The organism is Paenibacillus sp. WLX1005, from assembly GCF_046603685.1.
In the GTDB taxonomy this organism is placed as follows: domain Bacteria; phylum Bacillota; class Bacilli; order Paenibacillales; family Paenibacillaceae; genus Saccharibacillus.
Genome location: NZ_CP176756.1, coordinates 2,944,461 through 2,964,172 on the forward strand (window position 1 = coordinate 2,944,461; position 19,712 = coordinate 2,964,172).

Consider the following 19,712-nt stretch of genomic DNA (forward strand, 5'->3'; position numbering starts at 1 on the left):
GAGGATGGGCTTATTTCAACAATCCTTTTTGTTGCAGGAAATCATGTGCTACTTGTGCTGCCGACTCTCCACCTACATTGACGCGGTAATTCATCTGCCGCATCTCATCATCGGTGATCTGTCCGGCTAGCTTGTTAAGCGATTCGGCAACTTCCGGGTATTGTTGGAGCGTTTCTTCTCTCATTAAGGGCGCTCCCTGATATGGTGGGAACAAATTGCGGTCGTCCTCCAGCACTTTGAGTTTGTACTGTGCCAGCTCGCTATCGGTTGAATACGCATCAATCAACTGAATATCACCAGACTCAATCGCAGTATAGCGAAGCTTCGGCTCCATCGTTGTCAGATTCGGAAACGTGAAGCCGTACAGCTTCTGCATTCCCACATATCCGTCATTACGGTCAGCAAATTCGCGCGTAAAGCCTACTTTCACCTGCGGAGCAACCTGTTGCAGATCAGAAATACGACTCAAATTATGCTGCTGCGCATAATCCGCTGGTACTGCCAGCGCATACGTATTGTTGTATTGCATCGGCGATAATAGCTCCATATGGAACGTTTGCTTCATGCCTTCTTTTGCCTGCTGATATACTTTGCCGCTATCTGTACTGTTGGCATCTTCACGCAGGAATTCAGCAATCGCTGTCCCAGTAAATTCAGGATAGATGTCTACATCACCATTTTGCAGCGCGTTGAACAGGAATGATGTTTTGCCAAGTCCCGGTTTGAGGGAAACATTGAGATTCGTGTCCTGTTCGATCAGCTGTTGATACATATTAATGAGGATTTCTGGCTCAGAGCCAAGCTTGCCCGCGATCACTAGATCTTTTTGCGATTGATTGACCAGTGGACCGACCGTCAAGGCAACCACTACAACCGCCGCAATACCAAGCATCCATACAGCACGGCGGAAATTCGCCCGCTCTACTACCCGCAACAGCAGATCGAATACAATCGCCAGCAGTGCCGCCGGAATCGCACCAAGCAGAATCAATGCGGTATCGTTACGGTCAATCCCTAGCAAAATAATATCGCCTAACCCACCAGCACCGATCAATGCAGCCAGCGTCGTTGTACCGATAATCAGCACCATCGCGGTACGAATCCCCGCCATGATGATCGGCAATGCGAGCGGCAATTCGACTTTGAATAACCGCTGACCACGTGTCATCCCCATCGCATCCGCCGCTTCCAGCAGTGAAGGATCGACTTTGCGGATACCAGTGTATGTATTGCGCAGAATGGGTAGCAGCGCATAGATAACAATAGCGACGATGGCTGGAACGATCCCGATACCGAGCAGCGGGATAAGCAGACCGAGTAGCGCCAACGACGGAATCGTTTGCAGCACAGCAGCGATGCCAAGCACACCTTCCGATATTTTCAGATGACGAGAGATGTATATGCCAAGCGGAATGGCAATGACTAATGCGAACAATAACGCGACAAACGAAATCAGAATATGCTGCGATAATGCCTCCAGCCACTGATCCTGACGCTGCGTCCAAACTTCAACCAGATTGTTCCACATCATTGCTCACCTCGCTTAGGCTTAACTTCTGCCTCATACGCTGATACATCCGAACCAGCAGCTCGGAAAAATTCACGTACAAACTCATCCACTGGTTGATGGATTAATTGCTGCGGCGTATCTACCTGAATCATTTTGCCATCACGCATCACACCGATGCGATCCCCCAGCTTGATTGCTTCCTGAATATCATGGGTGACGAATACGATTGTTTTATGAATGCTATCTTGCAGCTCCAACAGATCATTTTGCAGACGTTCCCGAGCGATCGGATCAAGTGCACTAAACGGCTCATCCATTAAAATGACCGGTGGATCAGCCGCCAGCGCACGTAGTACGCCAATTCGTTGCTGCTGTCCACCGGATAATTCATGCGGTTTACGAGTACGGAAGACAGCTGGATCAAGCCCAACCATATGTAGCAGCTCGTCGATGCGCTTGTCAGTCTTCTTCCGATCCCAACCGTTTAATTCAGGTGTAATGGCAATATTCTGCTCTACTTTTAGATGTGGAAACAGTGCAATCTGTTGCAGCACATAACCGATCCCACGCCGTAACTCATGTGGCTGCATCTCCTGTACAATTTGGTTGTTCACACTGATCATGCCAGAGCTAGGTTCAATCAGCCGATTGATCATCTTGAGCGTTGTCGTCTTGCCACAACCACTTGGTCCAACCAGTACAAAAAATTCTCCTTTTTCAATATGTACATTCATCGGCTGTACAGCGATTGTTCCGTCCTCATACTGCTTCGTTACCTGTTTAAATGTAATCATGTCTAACCTCCTACATCATCGTTACCTGCTCATGTGCTATTACCCTGCATACTGTCAGCTCACCCAGTAAATTACCTTGTATCGACAATATTTCATTTAACTTTTTATAGAAGAGGATCTGCGACTGATATGTAATGAGGTATGTGTCGGTAACGTAATAAACAACACAATATAAACATGAAAAAGACGACTATATTGAAAATAGTCGCCTTGTATATTGTATTTGTATCATGAACATTGTATTGATGATTGCTTATTCCTGTTCATGTGTATACAGCGCGGAATGAAGATAGACAATCAATCTTCCAGCGCTGCACGCAGATCGTCGATCAGATCTTCCACATCTTCAATCCCTACCGAGATGCGTACGAGACCCGGAGTAATACCCAGCTCGGTGCGACGCTCTTCTGGAATGGATGCATGGGTCATGCGTGCCGGTACAGAGATCAGACTTTCCACGGCACCTAGACTTTCTGCCAGTGTAAAGTAGTGCAGTCGGCTCAGCAAACGCTCTGCATGTTCATTACTACCAACGTCAAAGGAAATGATGCCGCCAAAGCCTTCCGCTTGCTCAGACGCCAGCTTATGCTGTGGATGCTGTTCCAGACCTGGATAGTATACTTTGCTAACCTTGTCATGCTGATCCAGAAACTTCACAATCTCCTGCGCATTGCGCTCAATTGCTTCCATGCGTAGACCAAGCGTTTTGATCCCGCGAATGAGCAACCACGAATCCTGTGGACCGAGAATACCGCCTACCGCATTCTGGATAAAATGCAGCTCATCGCCTAGCTTCTCACTGTTCACTACAGCCAATCCAGCGACCAGATCGCTATGTCCGCCCAGATATTTGGTCGCAGAGTGCAGTACGATGTCCGCGCCGAGCACAAGCGGATTTTGCCAGTATGGGGTTGCAAATGTATTGTCCACGACAACGAGTAGATTGTGCTCATGACCGATGTCGGAGATTGCACGAATATCCGTCACTTTCAGCAGTGGATTCGTTGGCGTCTCGATATAAATTGCTTTCGTATTCGGCTGAATCGCCTGTTTTACCGCTTCCAGATCGGTTGTATCCACAAATGTAGATTCGATGCCAAGACGCGTCAATACTTTGGTAAAGATGCGATACGTACCACCGTATACATCGTCAGTCAGCAATACATGATCGCCAGTATTAAACAATGTAAATACCGCGTGAATCGCTGCCATACCAGAACCGAAGGCAAAGCCGCGCTGTCCTTCTTCCAGATCCTTGATCAACTCTTCCAGTGCAAAACGAGTCGGGTTGCCTGTACGAGAATATTCATAGCCTTGATGCACACCGATTTGTTCCTGCTGATACGTACTTACTTGGTACACGGGGACGCTAACTGCGCCTGTATTAGGATCGCCTGTAATACCGGCGTGAATAAGTTTTGTTTTGCGTTTCATATTAAATGCCTCCTTCGTAAATTTTCTTGCTCAGATACCGTTCACTACTATCCGGGAATATGGTAACGATATGCGCACCATCCGGCGCTTGTTCTGCTTCCAGCAATGCCGCATGTAGTGCGGAACCTGCGGAACTACCGATTAACAGCCCTTCCAATCGCGCTAATTCTGCTACCCGATTGAACGCATCTTCATCCGTAATCGTATGAATGGCATGAAAGTACGATTGATCGATAAAGTCAGGAATCATCTCCATGCCGATCCCTTCCGTTTTATGCGAACCAGATGGACCGCCGTTCAGAATCGAACCTTCCGGTTCTACAATTACCGTCTTCAATTGCGGATTCTGTTCTTTCAAGTAACGCGATGTACCCATGAACGTTCCGCCGGAACCGGCACCCGCTACGAATACGTCAACTTTACCATTCAGATCGTTCCAGATTTCCGGTCCCATCGTTTCGTAGTAAGCTTTCGGATTTGCTGGATTGGAAAATTGACCTGGGCAGTAGGCGTCTGGAATCTCTGCTTCCAACTCACGCGCCTTTTCAATCGCACCACGCATACCGAGTGCAGTCTGAGTATGCACAATTTCTGCACCGAGTGCCTTCATCAGAATCTGCTTCTCGATACTGAACTTTTCCGGCACAGCAAAAATAACGCGAATGCCTTCGTGAATCGCCGCCATCGCCAGTCCAATGCCCGCATTACCTGCGGTTGCTTCGACCAGCGTACCACCACGCTTCAACTTACCCGTCGCAAGCGCTTCCTTCACAAGTGCGCGACCGACACGGTCTTTGACACTTCCACCCGGATTCATAAATTCCAACTTGGCAAATAAACGGATGCCACGCGGCAACTCATAGGCGTGAATCTCTACCAGCGGTGTATTACCAATCAAATCCATTGTATTGTTATATAAAGTCATGATCATGCTCCTGTTCTTCTTTTAGACCAGTGGTCAATAAAATAACAAACCTTGATGCAGTGCTATTTGATAGCATCGACTATAGTATGTTTATATTCATAACCTATTAAGTTCATAGGAATTGTGAATAAGCAATAATTTGAGTATATAATCGTTTGTGCTAACCGTCAAAGGTTATTTGCTTTTTACTACAATGAAAAAAAGATGACCAGACAGCTGCAAACAACTATCTGGTCATCTTGCTATATTGTCGTATTGTAAACATAGATCAAGGATAACGAAGAATGAACAGAACATCACTTTTCCGCATCCTCTTCTTTAACCAATCTTCTTTAACAGTCCAACTGTTATTTACGCGTACGGTCGATTTTATCTTTGCCGCGTTCTAATAGATCTTTGGTTTTGTCGCGCAACGATTCATCTTCTGTCGTGCGATCATAATCGGTATCCCGAACAGCTTCGGTATTGTCCATATTCGCACCAAGCGCGCCACTTGTACCAACACCGGTAGTAGGTGTACTGATATTCAGGTCGCGATCTACCGGTTGACCAGTACGATTCAGACGCTGTGCTTCTAATGCTGCCTGACTTGTACCTGGATCATCTTGATTCAGACGGCGATTCGCTTCGTCCAAACCATTCGTTTCGGTACGACGAATCGGTTCATTTAACATATCGCGATCTTCCTGACCATCCATAAGTGGCAATGTTTCACGCATATTACGATCTGTCTCGGATTCATTCCACTCGTTGCGATCTGCCAGATTGCGATCCTGAATGGGAGGATCATTGCGATGCAAACGTTGCTCCGATTCTTCTGTTGTGAACACACCGTTCACATGATCATCACTACCTTGAATCGGTGGCGTACCTGTAGCATCGGTTACAGTAGTAGTCGCTGCTGTTGCAGTTGTGTCGAAATAGCGGCTGTTGGTAGCATTGTTACGGCGGAAGACGTCATAGATGCGACCACGGTTACCGGCTGCACTATCGACCATCACCAGAATGTTACCTTCATTAATGTTAGTTTCATATTCCTTAGCTTCTTCTTCTGGAATACCTAGACCAATCAGTCCGCCTACCAGACCGCCGGCGCCCGCACCTGCTGCTGCCCCTGTCAATGCTACAGCAATCGGTCCAGCTGCCATAATCGGTCCAAAGATTGGAATCGCGGCGATGCCGAGTCCTGCCAGCAATCCCGCGACACCACCAATAACACCACCGGTTGCTGCACCTGTTGCCAGACCTTCCGGTGCTTTGGTGCCTGTTTCCTCGCTCAATTCGCGCAGATCACGGCGATTTTTCCCGACGATAGAAATATCGTCCGACGAGAAGCCTTCATCCTTCAAATCACGAATGGCTTGACTTGCTTCTTCCTCGTTCACAAATACACCTACGATTTTACGAGTTTCGTCCTGAAGATTGTCATTACGGTTGTGCTCGTTGTTCAACATGATGTTTCCTCCTTCGCATTCACGCGTATTTATCTTTCAGTTTTTAGATATCATTATGAACCGTAAACCGTGCGAATGATTGCGCACTCAGTGTACTATTAACCTTGATTATGGTTTTCAAACAAATGGAATATTGTACTGCTGCTAAGCTTCTATTCTTGCGTATCCTGCACATTGGCAGCATGATTTTGACGGAAAATCTCGTACACTTCTGTCGTCCGTCCAGCTGCTTCTGCAACCAGAATCAGAATGTTTCCATCGCCCAACTGATCATGATAGCGGTGTGCATCTTCTTCAGATAATCCATAGCCAATTAGTGCGCCAATAAGTCCACCCGCTCCTGCACCGAACAGAGCACCCGTGAACATGCCGATGATCGGTCCGGCTGCTAGAATAGGACCAACGCCTGGAATGGCAAATGTACCGATACCAGCCAACATTCCTGCTAATCCACCGAATACGGTCGTTTCTGACATACTCGTCTCTCGCTCCGCTTCAATATCAACGCCTGTCTCCTGTTCGATCAAACGTGCGTCTTCCGCATTTTTAGCTAGTACTGATATATCGCGTTCCTCGAAGCCAGCTGCTTTCAGATCACGAATCGTTTGTACTGCATGCTGTTCATTGATAAATACACCGACAATCTTTTCCATTACTTTGTTATAATAATCGCTCATGCGTTTCACCCTCATTTCATAAAGTTCAGCTCATGTTGTATGGTTCTATGTATTATTTAGACGTATGAATAGGTCTGTTAAACGTATATTGCATAATTCATAGTTACAAATAGTTGGAACGGATAAGATGTAGGATATGTTTTCTGTGATATTACGAAGGGCGACCATGCTATTTTATTAGATAAGATGCAGCGATATGAATTAAGTAAGAGTAACTGAAAGACATAATCATTCCAATCGCAGCTTCTTCCTTTCCCTTCTAACTCAAACCTAACATATGTAAACGCAACCAACTAACATCATGTTTAAAATGTCATTTATGATAGCGTTTTCAATATTATATTACGCACTTTGATCTTCTATTATGAGGTGACACAATAAGCCAATCATGACGTCATATTTCACATATTGCCTGTCATAGCGGGCTTTAAACAGGTTCCTATTGCTTTATTACTCATGGATGTACCGCTCTGTATTCTTTATAAAAAGAACACATCTATACCGCATGAGGAAGGAAGGCAGCACATTCTACATATTTACGCTATATTGCAACTTTCCTTACAATAGCCTCAACGCGATACCGCTTGTCGCTAAACAATAAGCCCAAGATATCGCAAGCAAACGTCACCCATTGCTAAAGGAGGAATAGGATGCAAAAGAATATGTCCGATACGGTTCAAGTCGACCGGCTATCCCAATCCTCAGTACGGGATAAACGTCAAGGCAGATGGAAACGAATTTCGCGCAATTGGGAGTTGTACTTATTAATCGCTCCCGCCTTTCTGTACTTCCTGATCTTTCATTACGGACCGATGTATGGCATCCAGATCGCCTTCAAAAACTTTATGCCCGCACGAGGCATTACCGAAAGTCCGTGGGTCGGCTTCGACCATTTTATCCGCTTCTTCAATTCATACTACTTCTGGGATCTAATCAAAAATACACTAACCATCTCTCTCTACCAGCTCATCGTCGGTTTCCCATTACCGATCCTGCTGGCACTCGCTTTTAACGAGATCAAAAATGGCTGGTTCAAGCGTACTGTACAAACGGTTACATATGCTCCCCATTTTATCTCGGTCGTCGTTATGGCAGGGATTATCGTTACCTTCCTCTCGCCGTCAACAGGCATTATCGTCAAAATGATCGAGTGGCTCGGCTTCACCTCACCATCCTTTCTCACTGATCCGGCATGGTTCAAGACGATGTACGTTCTATCCGGCGTCTGGCAAAGTACGGGTTGGGGCACGATCATTTATCTTGCTGCTCTGTCCGCTGTCGATCCGCAGCTGCATGAAGCCGCGATTGTTGATGGAGCAAGCCGCTGGCGTCGCATTTTGAGCATCAATATTCCGACAATCATTCCGACGATTACGATTTTGCTTATTTTGAATGTGGGCAGTATTCTTGGTGTCGGTTTTGAGAAAATATTGCTGCTGCAAAATCCACTCAATATGAGTTCATCTGATGTCATCGATACATTCGTGTACCGTACCGGTTTGCTGAATGTACAGTATAGCTTCTCAACCGCAGTCGGACTGTTTAACTCGGTAGTCAATGCGGTACTGTTAATCGCTGTCAATCAGGTCGCCCGTAAGACGAGCGAGAACAGCCTGTGGTAATCAAGCCGCGATATTCCCGACTGAAGGAGGAATTTGATTATGGCATCTGCAATTAAGGAAAGCCCGTCTGACCGCGTCTTTCTTATTTTCAATTACATTTATCTGGCGATTGCGCTAACCTGTGTACTGTATCCACTCGTCTATATTGTCAGCGCCTCTATCAGCTCGCCGACATACGTCAATTCCGGTGAAATGTGGCTGTTCCCGAAAGGAATTACATTTGAAGGGTATCAACGGGTATTCGAGAATCAGTCGATCTGGCAAGGATATGGCAATACGATTCTGTACACCGTTGTGGGTACACTGGTCAATCTGATCGTAACCATTCCCGCAGCGTATGCGCTGAGTCGGTCTGACTTTGTAGGTAGAGGATTTTTTATGGGTATGTTTCTGGTCACAATGTTCTTCAGTGGCGGCTTGATTCCAACCTATCTGCTGGTGAAGAATCTCGGTATGGTCAACACGATGTGGGCACTGATCTTGCCGGGTGCCGCCTCCGTATGGAACATTATCGTCGCCCGTACGTTTTTCCAATCCACGATTCCGAAAGAATTGCAGGAGGCTGCTCATATCGACGGCTGTACGAATCTGCGCTTATTTTGGAAAATCGTCGTACCGCTGTCCGCGCCAATCATTGCTGTAATGGCACTGTTCTACGGCGTTGGTCACTGGAACAGTTATTTTAACGCACTGGTATACTTAAATGATGAATCCAAATACCCGCTGCAAATGGTACTGCGTCAGATTCTCGTCTTGCAGGAGATGACGGGTAGCGGAATCGGTGCTGCAACGAGCGGCGAAGCAGCGATGGCAATGAATGCGCGCGCGGATGCAGCCGCACTGCTGAAATATGCAGTCATTATCGTATCTACTTTACCGATTATCGCGATCTATCCTTTCTTGCAACGCTATTTTGTACAAGGTGTGATGATCGGTTCGGTCAAAGGATAACACCACATAGGTCATCCATTTACAACATACATTGCATGTCGCAAGCGTTATCTGCTCCAACCCAATCTGAAGGAGGAATACTATGACTCACCCATCCCGTGTTCAATCCGGTTCATCCAAATCGATGTTTGCCCGGTTCAAAGCGCCCAAAACGGCAGCACTGGTCATGTCTTTTATTCTCGGTACTTCTATTCTTGCAGGCTGTTCCGGCTCGGCTGAGCCACAAGTCGGTAGCGCCGAATCTGCTGCCAATGTGAACAAGGAAGGCTTCCCGATCGTGAAGGAAAAGATTACGCTCAGCATGATGGGTCCCGATGTCGGTATGCAAAACTGGAAGGACATGCCTGCTTTTCAAGAAATGGAAAAGCTGAGCAATATCTCATTCCAATTCGAGAATCCACCACTGGACAGCTTTGAAACGAAAAAGAATCTCGTCTTCGCCAGCGGCGAATATCCAGACATCTTCTACGCTTCCTCGCTGACACAGGCGGATGAAGTGAACTACGGTAGCCAAGGGATTCTCCTGCCACTAGAAGACCTGATCGACAACGGCTACGCACCTAATTTGAAAAAAGTACTGGACGAACATCCTGAAATTCGCAAATCGATCACTACACCGGATGGACACATCTACTCTCTGCCAGTTATCAACGAACAAAGCATCTGGTACCGCAGTCCAATGTGGTACAACGGTGACTTCCTAGAAGCACTCAATGTCAAAGATACCGATCTGCCAACGACAACGGAAGAGCTATACGACCTGCTCGTACGTTTCCGTGACGAAGATCCGAACGGCAATGGCAAAAAAGATGAAATCCCGCTCGCTTCCGTCAAACTGGACGATATTCGTTCGTGGCTGCTGGGCGCATGGGGCATCTATGGGGAAGACATCTACAATGACGCCAACGGCAAAGTCCATTTTGCCCGTACCGAAGATGGATACCGTGAATTCCTGACGTATATGAACCGCTTGTGGAAAGAGAATCTGCTGGATCATGAGACATTCTCGCAAACCCCAGATCAGAAAAAAGCCAAAGGTGCTAACAATCAACTCGGACTGTTCCAAGATTGGCACGCTTACTTCACTCATGGCGGTAAACCAACGACCAAAGACCCTATGTTTATTCCCGTTAAGAGCGATGCCGTTGACAAACCTGCTGTAGCCGTTCATCCAGGGCTGTCCACTGGTGCATTTGCAATTACCGAGAGCAATCCAGCTCCAGAAGCTTCTCTGCGTTGGGTAGACTATATGTACAGTTATGACGGCGCGATGCTGTTCGACAAAGGACCAGAAGGTCTTATGTACGAAACCGTTAACAAAGAAGATCACACGAAGAAATGGACAGAACTACCGAGCCAGTATAACAGCCGTGAAGACTATCGTGGTACATTGACACCTAACTATGGTACACCAGCACCAACGCTGCTCAGTCAAGATCTGCAAAAAGGGTTAAAAGAAGATTTCGACATGTGGGTCGACAAGCAAAATGAGGAGAAAATTCTCGCTTACGATCCGCAGCCTCCATTCCCTATCCTGTATCTGACCCAAGAAGAGCAAGCAGAGATCTCCAGCTTGCGTGCTGATATGGATACGTACATCCAGCAGATGGAAGCCAAATTCGTAACGGGTCAAGAGCCACTTACTGGTTGGGATACGTATCTTGCTACGGTAAAACAGATGGGCAGCGACCGCATCATTGAGATTTATCAGACTGCATATGATCGCTGGAAAAATAGCTAAGCTGTCTGCTTCAACAACTCAGGTAACCCGGCAAAATGTCACCCAGAACTTCAAATGCACATCAAGAAAAGGCAGTCCCGCGAAGGGGCTGCCTTTTTCTCATTGCAATCATTTATGAAATGGAATTCCGTACCTGCAAATGATCTTCTCCTTCACTGCCATGATGCAATTTACGGTATTGCCCAGGAGTACAGCCCATTTCCTTTTTAAACTTGCGGATAAAATTAGCCGTATCCAAATAACCTACGCGCACGATAATATCCTTGAGTGGATCATCCGTTTCCGTAATCTGACGAATAACCTCATCCCGGCGTAGCTGCCAGATATATTGGGAAAAGGTCTGCCCGGTCTTATCCTTGAATGTCCGGCTCAAATACGAACTGGAAATGGAAAACTGCTGCGATATCGCTTCCAGACTGAGCGCATAATCGCAATACTGCTGATGTACATGCGCAACGACCTGATCCATGAGCGATACTTGCTCTGTTTCCTGCTTGTGCTCCGCACATGCACAGATTCGTACAGCCAGCTGCTGTAACCGTCCCTCTAGCTCTTCCGCTGTCTCGAATGCAGATAGCTGCGGCATATCGCGCAGACTGCCCAGCAATCCCGCATCGGTAGCAGCACGCAGCACCGTATTCAACAGATCGAACAATATACATCGCATCAGTGGCAGTGGCAGCGATTCACTGTGCACACCAGTCGTAATGACATGAATCATATGACTGGCAACTTGAATATTGCCCTGCTTCAAGCTCTGAGAAAGTTTTAATAGCGATTCATTGCTGATCCAGTATTGTCCACTGCCCTGTCGCGCATCATCGTCATGCAATTGATTGAAATAAATGACACTCGCATCATCACCACTTACCCGATACTCCATCGCGGTTGCAGCTTCGATAAACGACTGGTTGATCGCCTCCAGCTGCTCATATCCATTCCCTACACCGACATTCGGACGTATGCCATAATGATTGAACACAATATCGCGCACGGCTTCCACAATGTCCGTCATGCCATTTGCAATATTGTCATCCTCCTGCGGCTGCCAGCACACGGCAAGTGCCAGACGATTGCTGGACGAGTATTCTACCCCATACACCTGAGCAGATAAAGACTCCAACTGCACCTCACTCAAAATATCCGGCAGTGTCAGATAGGCACTCAATGTCTCATCCAGCAACTCCACATTACTCTGCTCTAGCGATGATTCTGGACGGCGGGCAATTAATGTATCTCCCGATACAATCATGACAAAATATCGTTTCCTAGCACCACGTAATCCCAGATCATCGATCAGACGCGCGGTTTCTGCATCATCCGGCTGCCCATGCTTCATCAGCATCAACAGACACTGATGCCGTACATACGGCTCCTGCAAGCCAACACGATCGCGATAATCAAGCAGCGTCTGACGAATCCATGCCCACTCGTTGTTAAGCGGCTGTGCAGATGCTTTTCCACTGGATGACGTTATACCACCACGGCTCTGTGCAAACTCCACCAGATCACGCAGCGGACCATATTGCCGCCTTGCTAGCATTAATGCCACTGGAATACCCGCAAGCGCCACCAGTGCGAAGATCAGCACAATGAGTGTCTGTACATGGAAGATACGGCTAAAAAATTGATCGCTCGGCATCGTAGTCACATACGTCCAGCCATTTTCCTGCGATTCTACCGCTACCACCGATTGTTGCTTGCCGTTCAATTCCATATTGTGAATACCGGATGTTAGCCCTGACAACGTACCCAGCTCTAACGGCGTTGGCGGTGTATCATGATTGTTCGTCGTCAGCACATGACCATTGTTATCAAAAATATAACTGTTACCTTTGAAGTCGCTCAATACCGAATCCATCATGCCGGTCAGACGCGATTCATTGATCAAATACACGACCGTTGCATATGGATACGCATCGGTCGGTTTGATCGGCACCATATGTACCAGCATGGACGATTGCCGCGAATTGACACTCACCTCTTCCGCAGGGCGAGTCATCGGATACTTGATTTCGTTCAGATCACGCCGGATCGCCTGCTGATCCCAGCCAGTGAACTTGTACGTTTTCCCAAATACGACATTTAATCCGCTTAATCCATCTGAAGAGTAAATGACCGAATCATTGTGAAAATAAAGTAGTAGATCATCCACAATTGCACTATTCGCACGATATTGATCCAAGCGACGAATCGCTTCGCTGCTATAATACGGATGCTTGACCATATAACGGGTCAGACTATTGTCATAACTCATACGAATCGCAATATCGCGTAGCTCTGTCATACGCCCGTCAATCGTCATTCGCACCTGATTGAGTTGATTGACATTGGACTGCTCAATCTCAGTACGCAGACTGTTGACCGCACTTTGGTAGATGAAGATCGTAATCACAATCAATGGAACTAGAAAAATCAGCAAATACGACACCATATAACTCCGCTGCAAACGGGAACCTAAGCCTGAACGTATCAACCTCATCCGTCTCCTCCTCACGCGCCTTCATTCATAGTATTGAATAATGGCGCAAATGAATTATGGAATACGCAACAACGTCATGATTGTTGTTGATCGGAAATGTGGAACAAAGCGTAATGTTTCTGTAAATCATCTTCTTCATTCGCAAATGACTATCAAATCGTGAAAACATTCATAACATTACAATGATTCATTTTACAAAACGAAAACATGATTAACCCAATTGTAACTTATTTTCGCTATCTGAAAAGGCTTAACTTTGTTTAAACACCAAATTTAGTACTTTTTGATCACCTTTGTCTAACGCAACATTTACATAGATTGTTGGAAAATCCGGCATAGATGCAGAAGTGCGTAAAATTCAATGTGATGAATTGCATGGGCAAGTAGGAGTTTATCAGGAAAGGAATGACTTTCTTAGCCTATTCTGGTATGATGAACACGAAATCCCGACAGAAAGGATGATGATCATGAGAACCTTTACTTTTTTTCACAGCTGTCCGACGCCCTTGACCATTTCTGAATCGGGAGCCATGACCGGATAACGTATCATAAGCTCCCTTCATCCAAAGGAGCTAACCGAATTGAATAATAATATCAACACAAGCACGAATACGAATACGAATACGAATACGAATACGAATACGAACCATGTTGTAAGTATGTCTGACTATGGATACAATGATTATTTTGCAGATCAATTTAATCAGCTGGAGCAGAGTACGCCGCTTATTCCAGCGCGTGTGACTGCTGTCTTCAAGCACGTACTGCGCGTCATGTCTGCGGATGGCGAACAGCTTGCACGTCCGAAGACTTCTGTCTTCCGTGATGCTCTGCGCGCCGAACGTCCGGCGATTGGTGATTTTGTTGCACTGGAGAGTCATCCAGGTGATACTTCGCTGATTCATGCCGTCTTACAGCGCCAGACATTATTTCTGCGAGATGATCCAGACCCGGATGCACAGCAGCAAGTCGTCGCGGCGAATTTTGATTATTGCTTTCTTGTTAGTTCAGCCAATGACGACTTCAACATCAATCGGTTGGAACGCTATCTGACCATTGCCTGGAACAGTGGCGCTCGTCCAGTTATCGTTTTGACCAAAGTAGACCTGGCACATCATCTGTCCACTTATCTGGATGAACTGGAAGCCGCAGCGGTAGGCGTGCCTGTCTTTGCCGTAGATAGTCTGAGCGGCAGCGGACTACCGGCACTTCGCGCGATGCTGTCTCCCGGTCAGACGATTGTGCTGCTTGGCTCATCTGGTGTTGGCAAGTCGTCACTCGTTAACGCACTGGCGGGTGAGGAGAAAATGAAAACAGGTGGCATTCGCGAAGACGATGCGCGTGGTCGTCATACGACTACTCACCGTGAACTGCATCTGCTATCCAATGGCGTGATCGTCATTGATACACCGGGTATGCGAGGGCTTGGTGTTGGTCAGGCATTAGAAGGGTTAGTAGAAACATTTAGCGATATTGAATCATTGGGTGAGCAATGTCGTTTCGCCGATTGCTCACATGAAAATGAACCCGGCTGCGCGGTACAACAAGCGCTAACCGATGGTACACTCTCATCCAAGCACTACATCAATTGGCAAAAGCTCAAACGCGAGATCGCCTTCAACGAGCGCAAACAAAACAGCCAACAAATGCGCCAGGACAAGCAAAAATGGAAAGCAATTAGCAAAGCTATTAAAGGCAATAAAAACAGCCCAAAAAACAGTAAAAAAGCTTAATTGGGACGTCTATTTGAATATTTCATTCTGTTTCGTCTCATTATTATGTAGTACCGCTATAATGGTCACTGCGCTAATCACTTTGCTATTATATCTTTAGTGTTGCTATGTCCATGTTACTCGCATGTCTACACAACAGTCACTCCCATGCTTATACCATATGGTTAAGTAAATCCACATAAATATATTCATACATTTATGTGGATGAATGAGCATATCCCTTCCATTTATTTAGCATATGCAAAAAAGCTTCCCTTTCTCTACACGGTTTTCAGAACCGCTTGAAGAAGGGAAGCTTTTTTATGCGTAAGATACTATTCATTTCTAACCAGTATGCTCTGAAAATTATAAAATTACAACTTCCGGCTCCGGTACAAAACCGAAGCGTGCATCTACTTTTTCCTGTACGAGATTGATCAGATACAGCACATCACTGGCAGTTGCACCCCCGGTATTTTGAATAAAATTGCCATGATGCGGTGAGATGCGTGCCTGTCCATGCTGGGTACCACGCAATCCCAGCTCATCTACCAGCTTGCCAGTCGGCTGACCGAAATCGTAGTTATTTTTGAATACCGATCCACAACACGCATGGTCAAAATGATGCTTGCCGCCCCGATCGTCGATCACATCGTGAAATGCCTGTGGAACACGATAACCCGCTGCTTCCAGACGAGGAATCCAGTTTTTGTAATAAGCAAAATACTCTGGCAAGATCGACGACGCGATACTCGACTCTCTCATCTCGCGCATAATCTCATCCCATTGCTCTTGTTCCGGTAGCGTGTACTCCCCGATATGCAAATCTGCACCAACGATAATCCACGGATTTTGCTGAAAAATGGATTGCTTGTACGCATACTGACATTGCTCTACGCCAATCTGCTGCATCCCCTTTTCCGGGTGCATCACATCAATGTAATACACACGCTCCAGCAAACCGCTAATATCGTGTTTAAAATATTTGGCATTCATATAAATGCCTGCTCCCATTGTACCGGGCAGCAAATACGTGAAGTCCATCCCCTGTATACCGGTCATAACACCGATCAGCGCAAGCCATGTCATCGGTACTCCTGCCGACACAAACAGCCGGTTTGTGGAAAATTCCAATTCTACATGGCGCTTGAGCGACAGGAATAGCATATCGTCCTGCGGCTGATCCGGGAACAGTACATTGGAACCCATACCGAACCATTTCACGCCCAGCCCTTTTTGCTGACTGCCTTCCAGTAGTGTCGCTAGTTCAGCAGTCGTTGCAGGCTGTCCCAGATGCCTCGCGGTGCCGCCAATTTCATACGTCGAATAAGGAGCCAGACTGGCATTCAGCTGGCATAATTGATCAAATTGCAGTGTGTTCACATTCATCGTAACCCCTCAGTTCATACACCAAATGTTTGCTTCTCTCTTTTGCATATTGTTGTAGATGTATACTCCAATTGCCGACGAGCGGCATCTTACCTATTATAGATAAGCTTGCATGAAAACCCAAGCATAAAAAAATAATAATTTTCTCATTTTCATGACTTTTTCAACATATTCATTGACTATGCCTGTGAACAGGCGTAAAATTTTAAATTGCGATTATATGAAATTCACGTGTCTGCACTACCCATTTTTGAATAAAAGGTGATAATTATGTCTACAAGTCCATACCGGATTTTGTTGTTCTATAAATTCGTCAACATTGATGATCCGGAAACATTAACCGCTGAGCATCTGCAATATTGCAAAGACCTCGGCATTAAAGGTCGCATCCTGATTGCGCCTGAAGGTATTAACGGTACACTATCTGGCACATGGGAGCAAACAGAGCAGTATATGAACGATATGCGTGCTGATGCACGTTTTGCCGATATGGTGTTCAAGATCGACGAATCGGACGTTCATGCGTTCAAAAAGATTTTCGTTCGTCATAAGCAAGAACTCGTCACGTTCCGTCTGGAAGAGGATGTAAACCCGAACGATCTGACCGGCACGCATCTCTCGCCCAAAGAATTTTACGAGCAGCTGCAACGCGATGATGTCATCGTCATCGACGGTCGCAACGACTACGAATATGATATCGGTCATTTCCGTGGTGCAATCCGTCCAGGTGTCGAATCGTCCCGTGAGTTCCCAGAATGGATCCGCGAGAACTTAAGCGAGTTCAAGGATAAAAAGATTCTGACGTATTGCACAGGTGGCGTGCGCTGTGAGAAACTGTCCGGCTTCCTGCTGAAAGAAGGCTTTAATGATGTTGCTCAGCTAGACGGCGGTATCGTCACATACAGCAAAGACCCTGAAGTCCAAGGTCGACTGTTCGACGGCAAATGCTATGTATTCGATGAGCGCATCTCCGTTACAATTAACCATACTGACGAGGATATAATCGTTGGAAAATGCTTCCACTGTGAAGATACGACAGATCATTATGTGAACTGCCCGGTGTGCAACTTGCAGCATATCGTGTGTGATAGCTGTGAAGATGAGCATGAGCATTATTGTTCAGATGCTTGTCGGGAACAGGCGCTAGTAACGGCACAAAAATGAATGTAAAAAATAGTCGACGATTGCTGTGTTCGCAGTGATCGTCGACTATTTTTAATTTATGGGTATTATAGCTTGGGTATATTCACATCATGCGGCTGGAATCAAAATATTGGCTTGGTCCGCCGTGATCGAGTTCAAGTTGTTCGCGGTAATTGCCGCTCGTATATTCGCCGATGATACGGCGCCAGAACGTTTGAGCGGGAATGTTGGTGCTGACCTGCGTAACTTTCCAGCGACCGGAATAGCGGTCGAACAGTTGATGGGCTGCCCATTTGCCGACACCAGCGCGTCTATATTTGTGCAGTACGAAGAATTCGGTCATATAGTAATCCGCAGCTTCTCCGGTTCCAAGTCGGTCAACAAGTGCAAAGCCCGCAATACGGTAATCCGAGTAGATGAGATATGGAAATTTGCGTCCGGGGCGGCTCCAAAATTCGTCAAGATCGGGGTATTCAGGGAAGCGTCCTTTGTCGTTCAATTCGATATTCAGATAATATGTAAAATCGTATAGATAGAATTGCATCATTTCGCGAATGACTTTTTTCTTGCTTCTTGGTACCAGTTCCAGCGATAGCGCCATGATCGCCCCTCCGTTGTATGTCAGTCGGTGTGTGTACACATCCAGCACATGAAAATTTTGGCATTTGTCTCATGCCTTCCTTCTACTATATAACGTGGATGTCCAAGGAAGCAAATCATTGTGTTACAATCAAATTATGAGGTGAGACAACGATATGACGATACAGAAAATCAACGATCGCCGCAAGCTGGATGAGAAGTTGCCGTCTATGCCTTGGTATGTAGAACAGTTCATCGGCTACAAGCTGCCCGATCTGTCACCGTCCACATTGCTGGAATACATACGGGATTATGAATCCTTTTTTGGCTGGCTGATTGCCGAAGGATTATCCACTGCGACGTCATTTACAAATATTCAATTGCAAGAATTGGAGACGCTGCGAATGGATGATGTGACAGGTTACCGACTACATTTGACGACCCGTGCTGAGAGTACGAACGCGCGTGTCACCGTGTCACGCAAGCTGTCCTCCCTGCGCTCGCTATTTCATTATTTAAGCCAAATTGCTGAGGATGATGACTTTTATCCCTTATTAAAGCGCAATATTATGGCCAAAATCGAAGTCAAACGGCTGCACAAACCTAAGGATACCGCTGCCAAGCTAAAAGGGAAAATTCTGGAGGATGAAGAACTGCTGGAGTTTGTCGGCTACATTCTCGAAGGGCACCGCGAGACCATTGCCAAAAACAAACAAGCACTGTATTCGTATGAGCTGAACCGAGAACGCGATGCCTGTATTGCCAGTCTCATTCTAAACTCCGGGTTACGCGTGTCCGAGGTTGTGAATTTGAATATGAATGATCTGGATCTTAATCAGAAGATGCTGTATGTATCGCGTAAAGGTAATAATGATGAGACATTCAAAACGCCCGTGTATTTCCGTGAGCAGGCGCGCGATGAATTGAATACGTATTTGCAATTGCGTGAGTCTCGTTACCGTACACCACGCAATGAGTCAGCACTATTCGTTGCCAAGCCGAATGGACAATCTTCCGGTAAACGCATGACCAAGCGTGCAATTCAAGCGATGATTATCAAGTACGCCACGCATTTTGGCAAGCCCTATTTGACAGTTCATAAGCTGCGGCATTCCTTTGCCACTGATTATTATTTGCAAAATGATATTTATAAGACCAAAGAGCAGCTTGGTCACGCTTCAACAGAAACAACGGAGATCTATGCGCATCTGACCGATAAAACGATGTCTGAGGCGATTGAACGTCGCAATGATCAATAAAGTAATACCGTCCTACTCTCCATCTGGAAGCGCAGGACGG

The 19,712-nt window shown here is 46.3% G+C and carries 14 protein-coding genes and 1 pseudogene; 6 read left to right on the forward strand and 9 right to left on the reverse strand.

Features of this window, described 5'->3' with window-relative positions; all coding sequences use genetic code 11:
• Positions 1-10: 10 nt before the first annotated feature.
• The 6 genes and pseudogenes from ACE3MZ_RS12535 to ACE3MZ_RS12560 form a co-directional block, all read right to left on the reverse strand.
• Complete coding sequence (locus ACE3MZ_RS12535; RefSeq protein ID WP_411342505.1) at positions 11-1,531, reverse strand: ABC transporter permease/substrate-binding protein; 1,521 nt, start codon at positions 1,529-1,531, stop codon at positions 11-13.
• A 65-nt stretch (positions 1,532-1,596) separates the two neighbouring features.
• Positions 1,597-2,304 (reverse strand): annotated as a pseudogene (locus ACE3MZ_RS12540) (ABC transporter ATP-binding protein); the annotation flags it as partial.
• 297 nt (positions 2,305-2,601) lie between these two features.
• Positions 2,602-3,738, reverse strand: a complete 1,137-nt coding sequence (locus tag ACE3MZ_RS12545) for a bifunctional cystathionine gamma-lyase/homocysteine desulfhydrase (protein ID WP_411342506.1) — start codon at positions 3,736-3,738, stop codon at positions 2,602-2,604.
• Position 3,739: 1 nt separating this feature from the next.
• Positions 3,740-4,663, reverse strand: a complete 924-nt coding sequence (locus ACE3MZ_RS12550) for a PLP-dependent cysteine synthase family protein (RefSeq protein ID WP_411342507.1) — start codon at positions 4,661-4,663, stop codon at positions 3,740-3,742.
• 347 nt (positions 4,664-5,010) lie between these two features.
• Positions 5,011-6,117, reverse strand: coding sequence for a general stress protein (locus ACE3MZ_RS12555; protein ID WP_411342508.1), 1,107 nt, complete (start codon positions 6,115-6,117; stop codon positions 5,011-5,013).
• A 152-nt stretch (positions 6,118-6,269) separates the two neighbouring features.
• Positions 6,270-6,794 carry a general stress protein gene (locus ACE3MZ_RS12560; protein ID WP_411342509.1) on the reverse strand — a complete coding sequence of 175 codons (525 nt, stop codon included), beginning with the start codon at positions 6,792-6,794 and terminating at the stop codon, positions 6,270-6,272.
• Positions 6,795-7,444: 650 nt separating this feature from the next.
• Between ACE3MZ_RS12560 and ACE3MZ_RS12565 the strand changes: the two genes are divergently transcribed.
• The 3 genes from ACE3MZ_RS12565 (at position 7,445) to ACE3MZ_RS12575 (ending at position 11,108) form a co-directional block, all read left to right on the forward strand.
• Positions 7,445-8,416 (forward strand): ABC transporter permease, encoded by a 972-nt coding sequence (locus tag ACE3MZ_RS12565; protein ID WP_411342510.1) that lies wholly within the window; start codon positions 7,445-7,447, stop codon positions 8,414-8,416.
• A gap of 39 nt (positions 8,417-8,455) precedes the next feature.
• Positions 8,456-9,367: a carbohydrate ABC transporter permease gene (locus tag ACE3MZ_RS12570; RefSeq protein ID WP_367058333.1), complete on the forward strand. Its 912-nt coding sequence runs from the start codon at positions 8,456-8,458 to the stop codon at positions 9,365-9,367.
• Positions 9,368-9,449: 82 nt separating this feature from the next.
• Positions 9,450-11,108 carry an ABC transporter substrate-binding protein gene (locus ACE3MZ_RS12575; protein ID WP_411342511.1) on the forward strand — a complete coding sequence of 553 codons (1,659 nt, stop codon included), beginning with the start codon at positions 9,450-9,452 and terminating at the stop codon, positions 11,106-11,108.
• 112 nt (positions 11,109-11,220) lie between these two features.
• Here ACE3MZ_RS12575 and ACE3MZ_RS12580 read toward each other — a convergent pair whose 3' ends face one another.
• Positions 11,221-13,590, reverse strand: coding sequence for a helix-turn-helix domain-containing protein (locus tag ACE3MZ_RS12580; RefSeq protein WP_411342512.1), 2,370 nt, complete (start codon positions 13,588-13,590; stop codon positions 11,221-11,223).
• Between the two features lie 659 nt (positions 13,591-14,249).
• On the opposite strand from ACE3MZ_RS12580, the gene rsgA reads away from it, so the two are divergent.
• Positions 14,250-15,323 (forward strand): ribosome small subunit-dependent GTPase A, encoded by a 1,074-nt coding sequence (rsgA, locus tag ACE3MZ_RS12585; RefSeq protein ID WP_411346783.1) that lies wholly within the window; start codon positions 14,250-14,252, stop codon positions 15,321-15,323.
• A 345-nt stretch (positions 15,324-15,668) separates the two neighbouring features.
• Here the strand turns inward: rsgA and ACE3MZ_RS12590 are convergent, their stop codons facing one another.
• Positions 15,669-16,691, reverse strand: coding sequence for a UDP-N-acetylmuramate dehydrogenase (locus ACE3MZ_RS12590; protein ID WP_411342513.1), 1,023 nt, complete (start codon positions 16,689-16,691; stop codon positions 15,669-15,671).
• A 270-nt stretch (positions 16,692-16,961) separates the two neighbouring features.
• On the opposite strand from ACE3MZ_RS12590, the gene ACE3MZ_RS12595 reads away from it, so the two are divergent.
• The gene (locus ACE3MZ_RS12595) at positions 16,962-17,855 is read left to right on the forward strand and encodes a rhodanese-related sulfurtransferase (RefSeq protein ID WP_411342514.1); all 894 of its coding nucleotides are present in this window, start codon (positions 16,962-16,964) and stop codon (positions 17,853-17,855) included.
• An 82-nt stretch (positions 17,856-17,937) separates the two neighbouring features.
• Here ACE3MZ_RS12595 and ACE3MZ_RS12600 read toward each other — a convergent pair whose 3' ends face one another.
• Complete coding sequence (locus ACE3MZ_RS12600) at positions 17,938-18,435, reverse strand: GNAT family N-acetyltransferase (RefSeq protein WP_411342515.1); 498 nt, start codon at positions 18,433-18,435, stop codon at positions 17,938-17,940.
• Between the two features lie 154 nt (positions 18,436-18,589).
• Between ACE3MZ_RS12600 and xerS the strand changes: the two genes are divergently transcribed.
• Entirely contained in the window at positions 18,590-19,672 is a 1,083-nt protein-coding gene (gene xerS / locus ACE3MZ_RS12605; RefSeq protein WP_411342516.1) for a tyrosine recombinase XerS, read from the forward strand.
• Positions 19,673-19,712 lie beyond the last annotated feature (40 nt).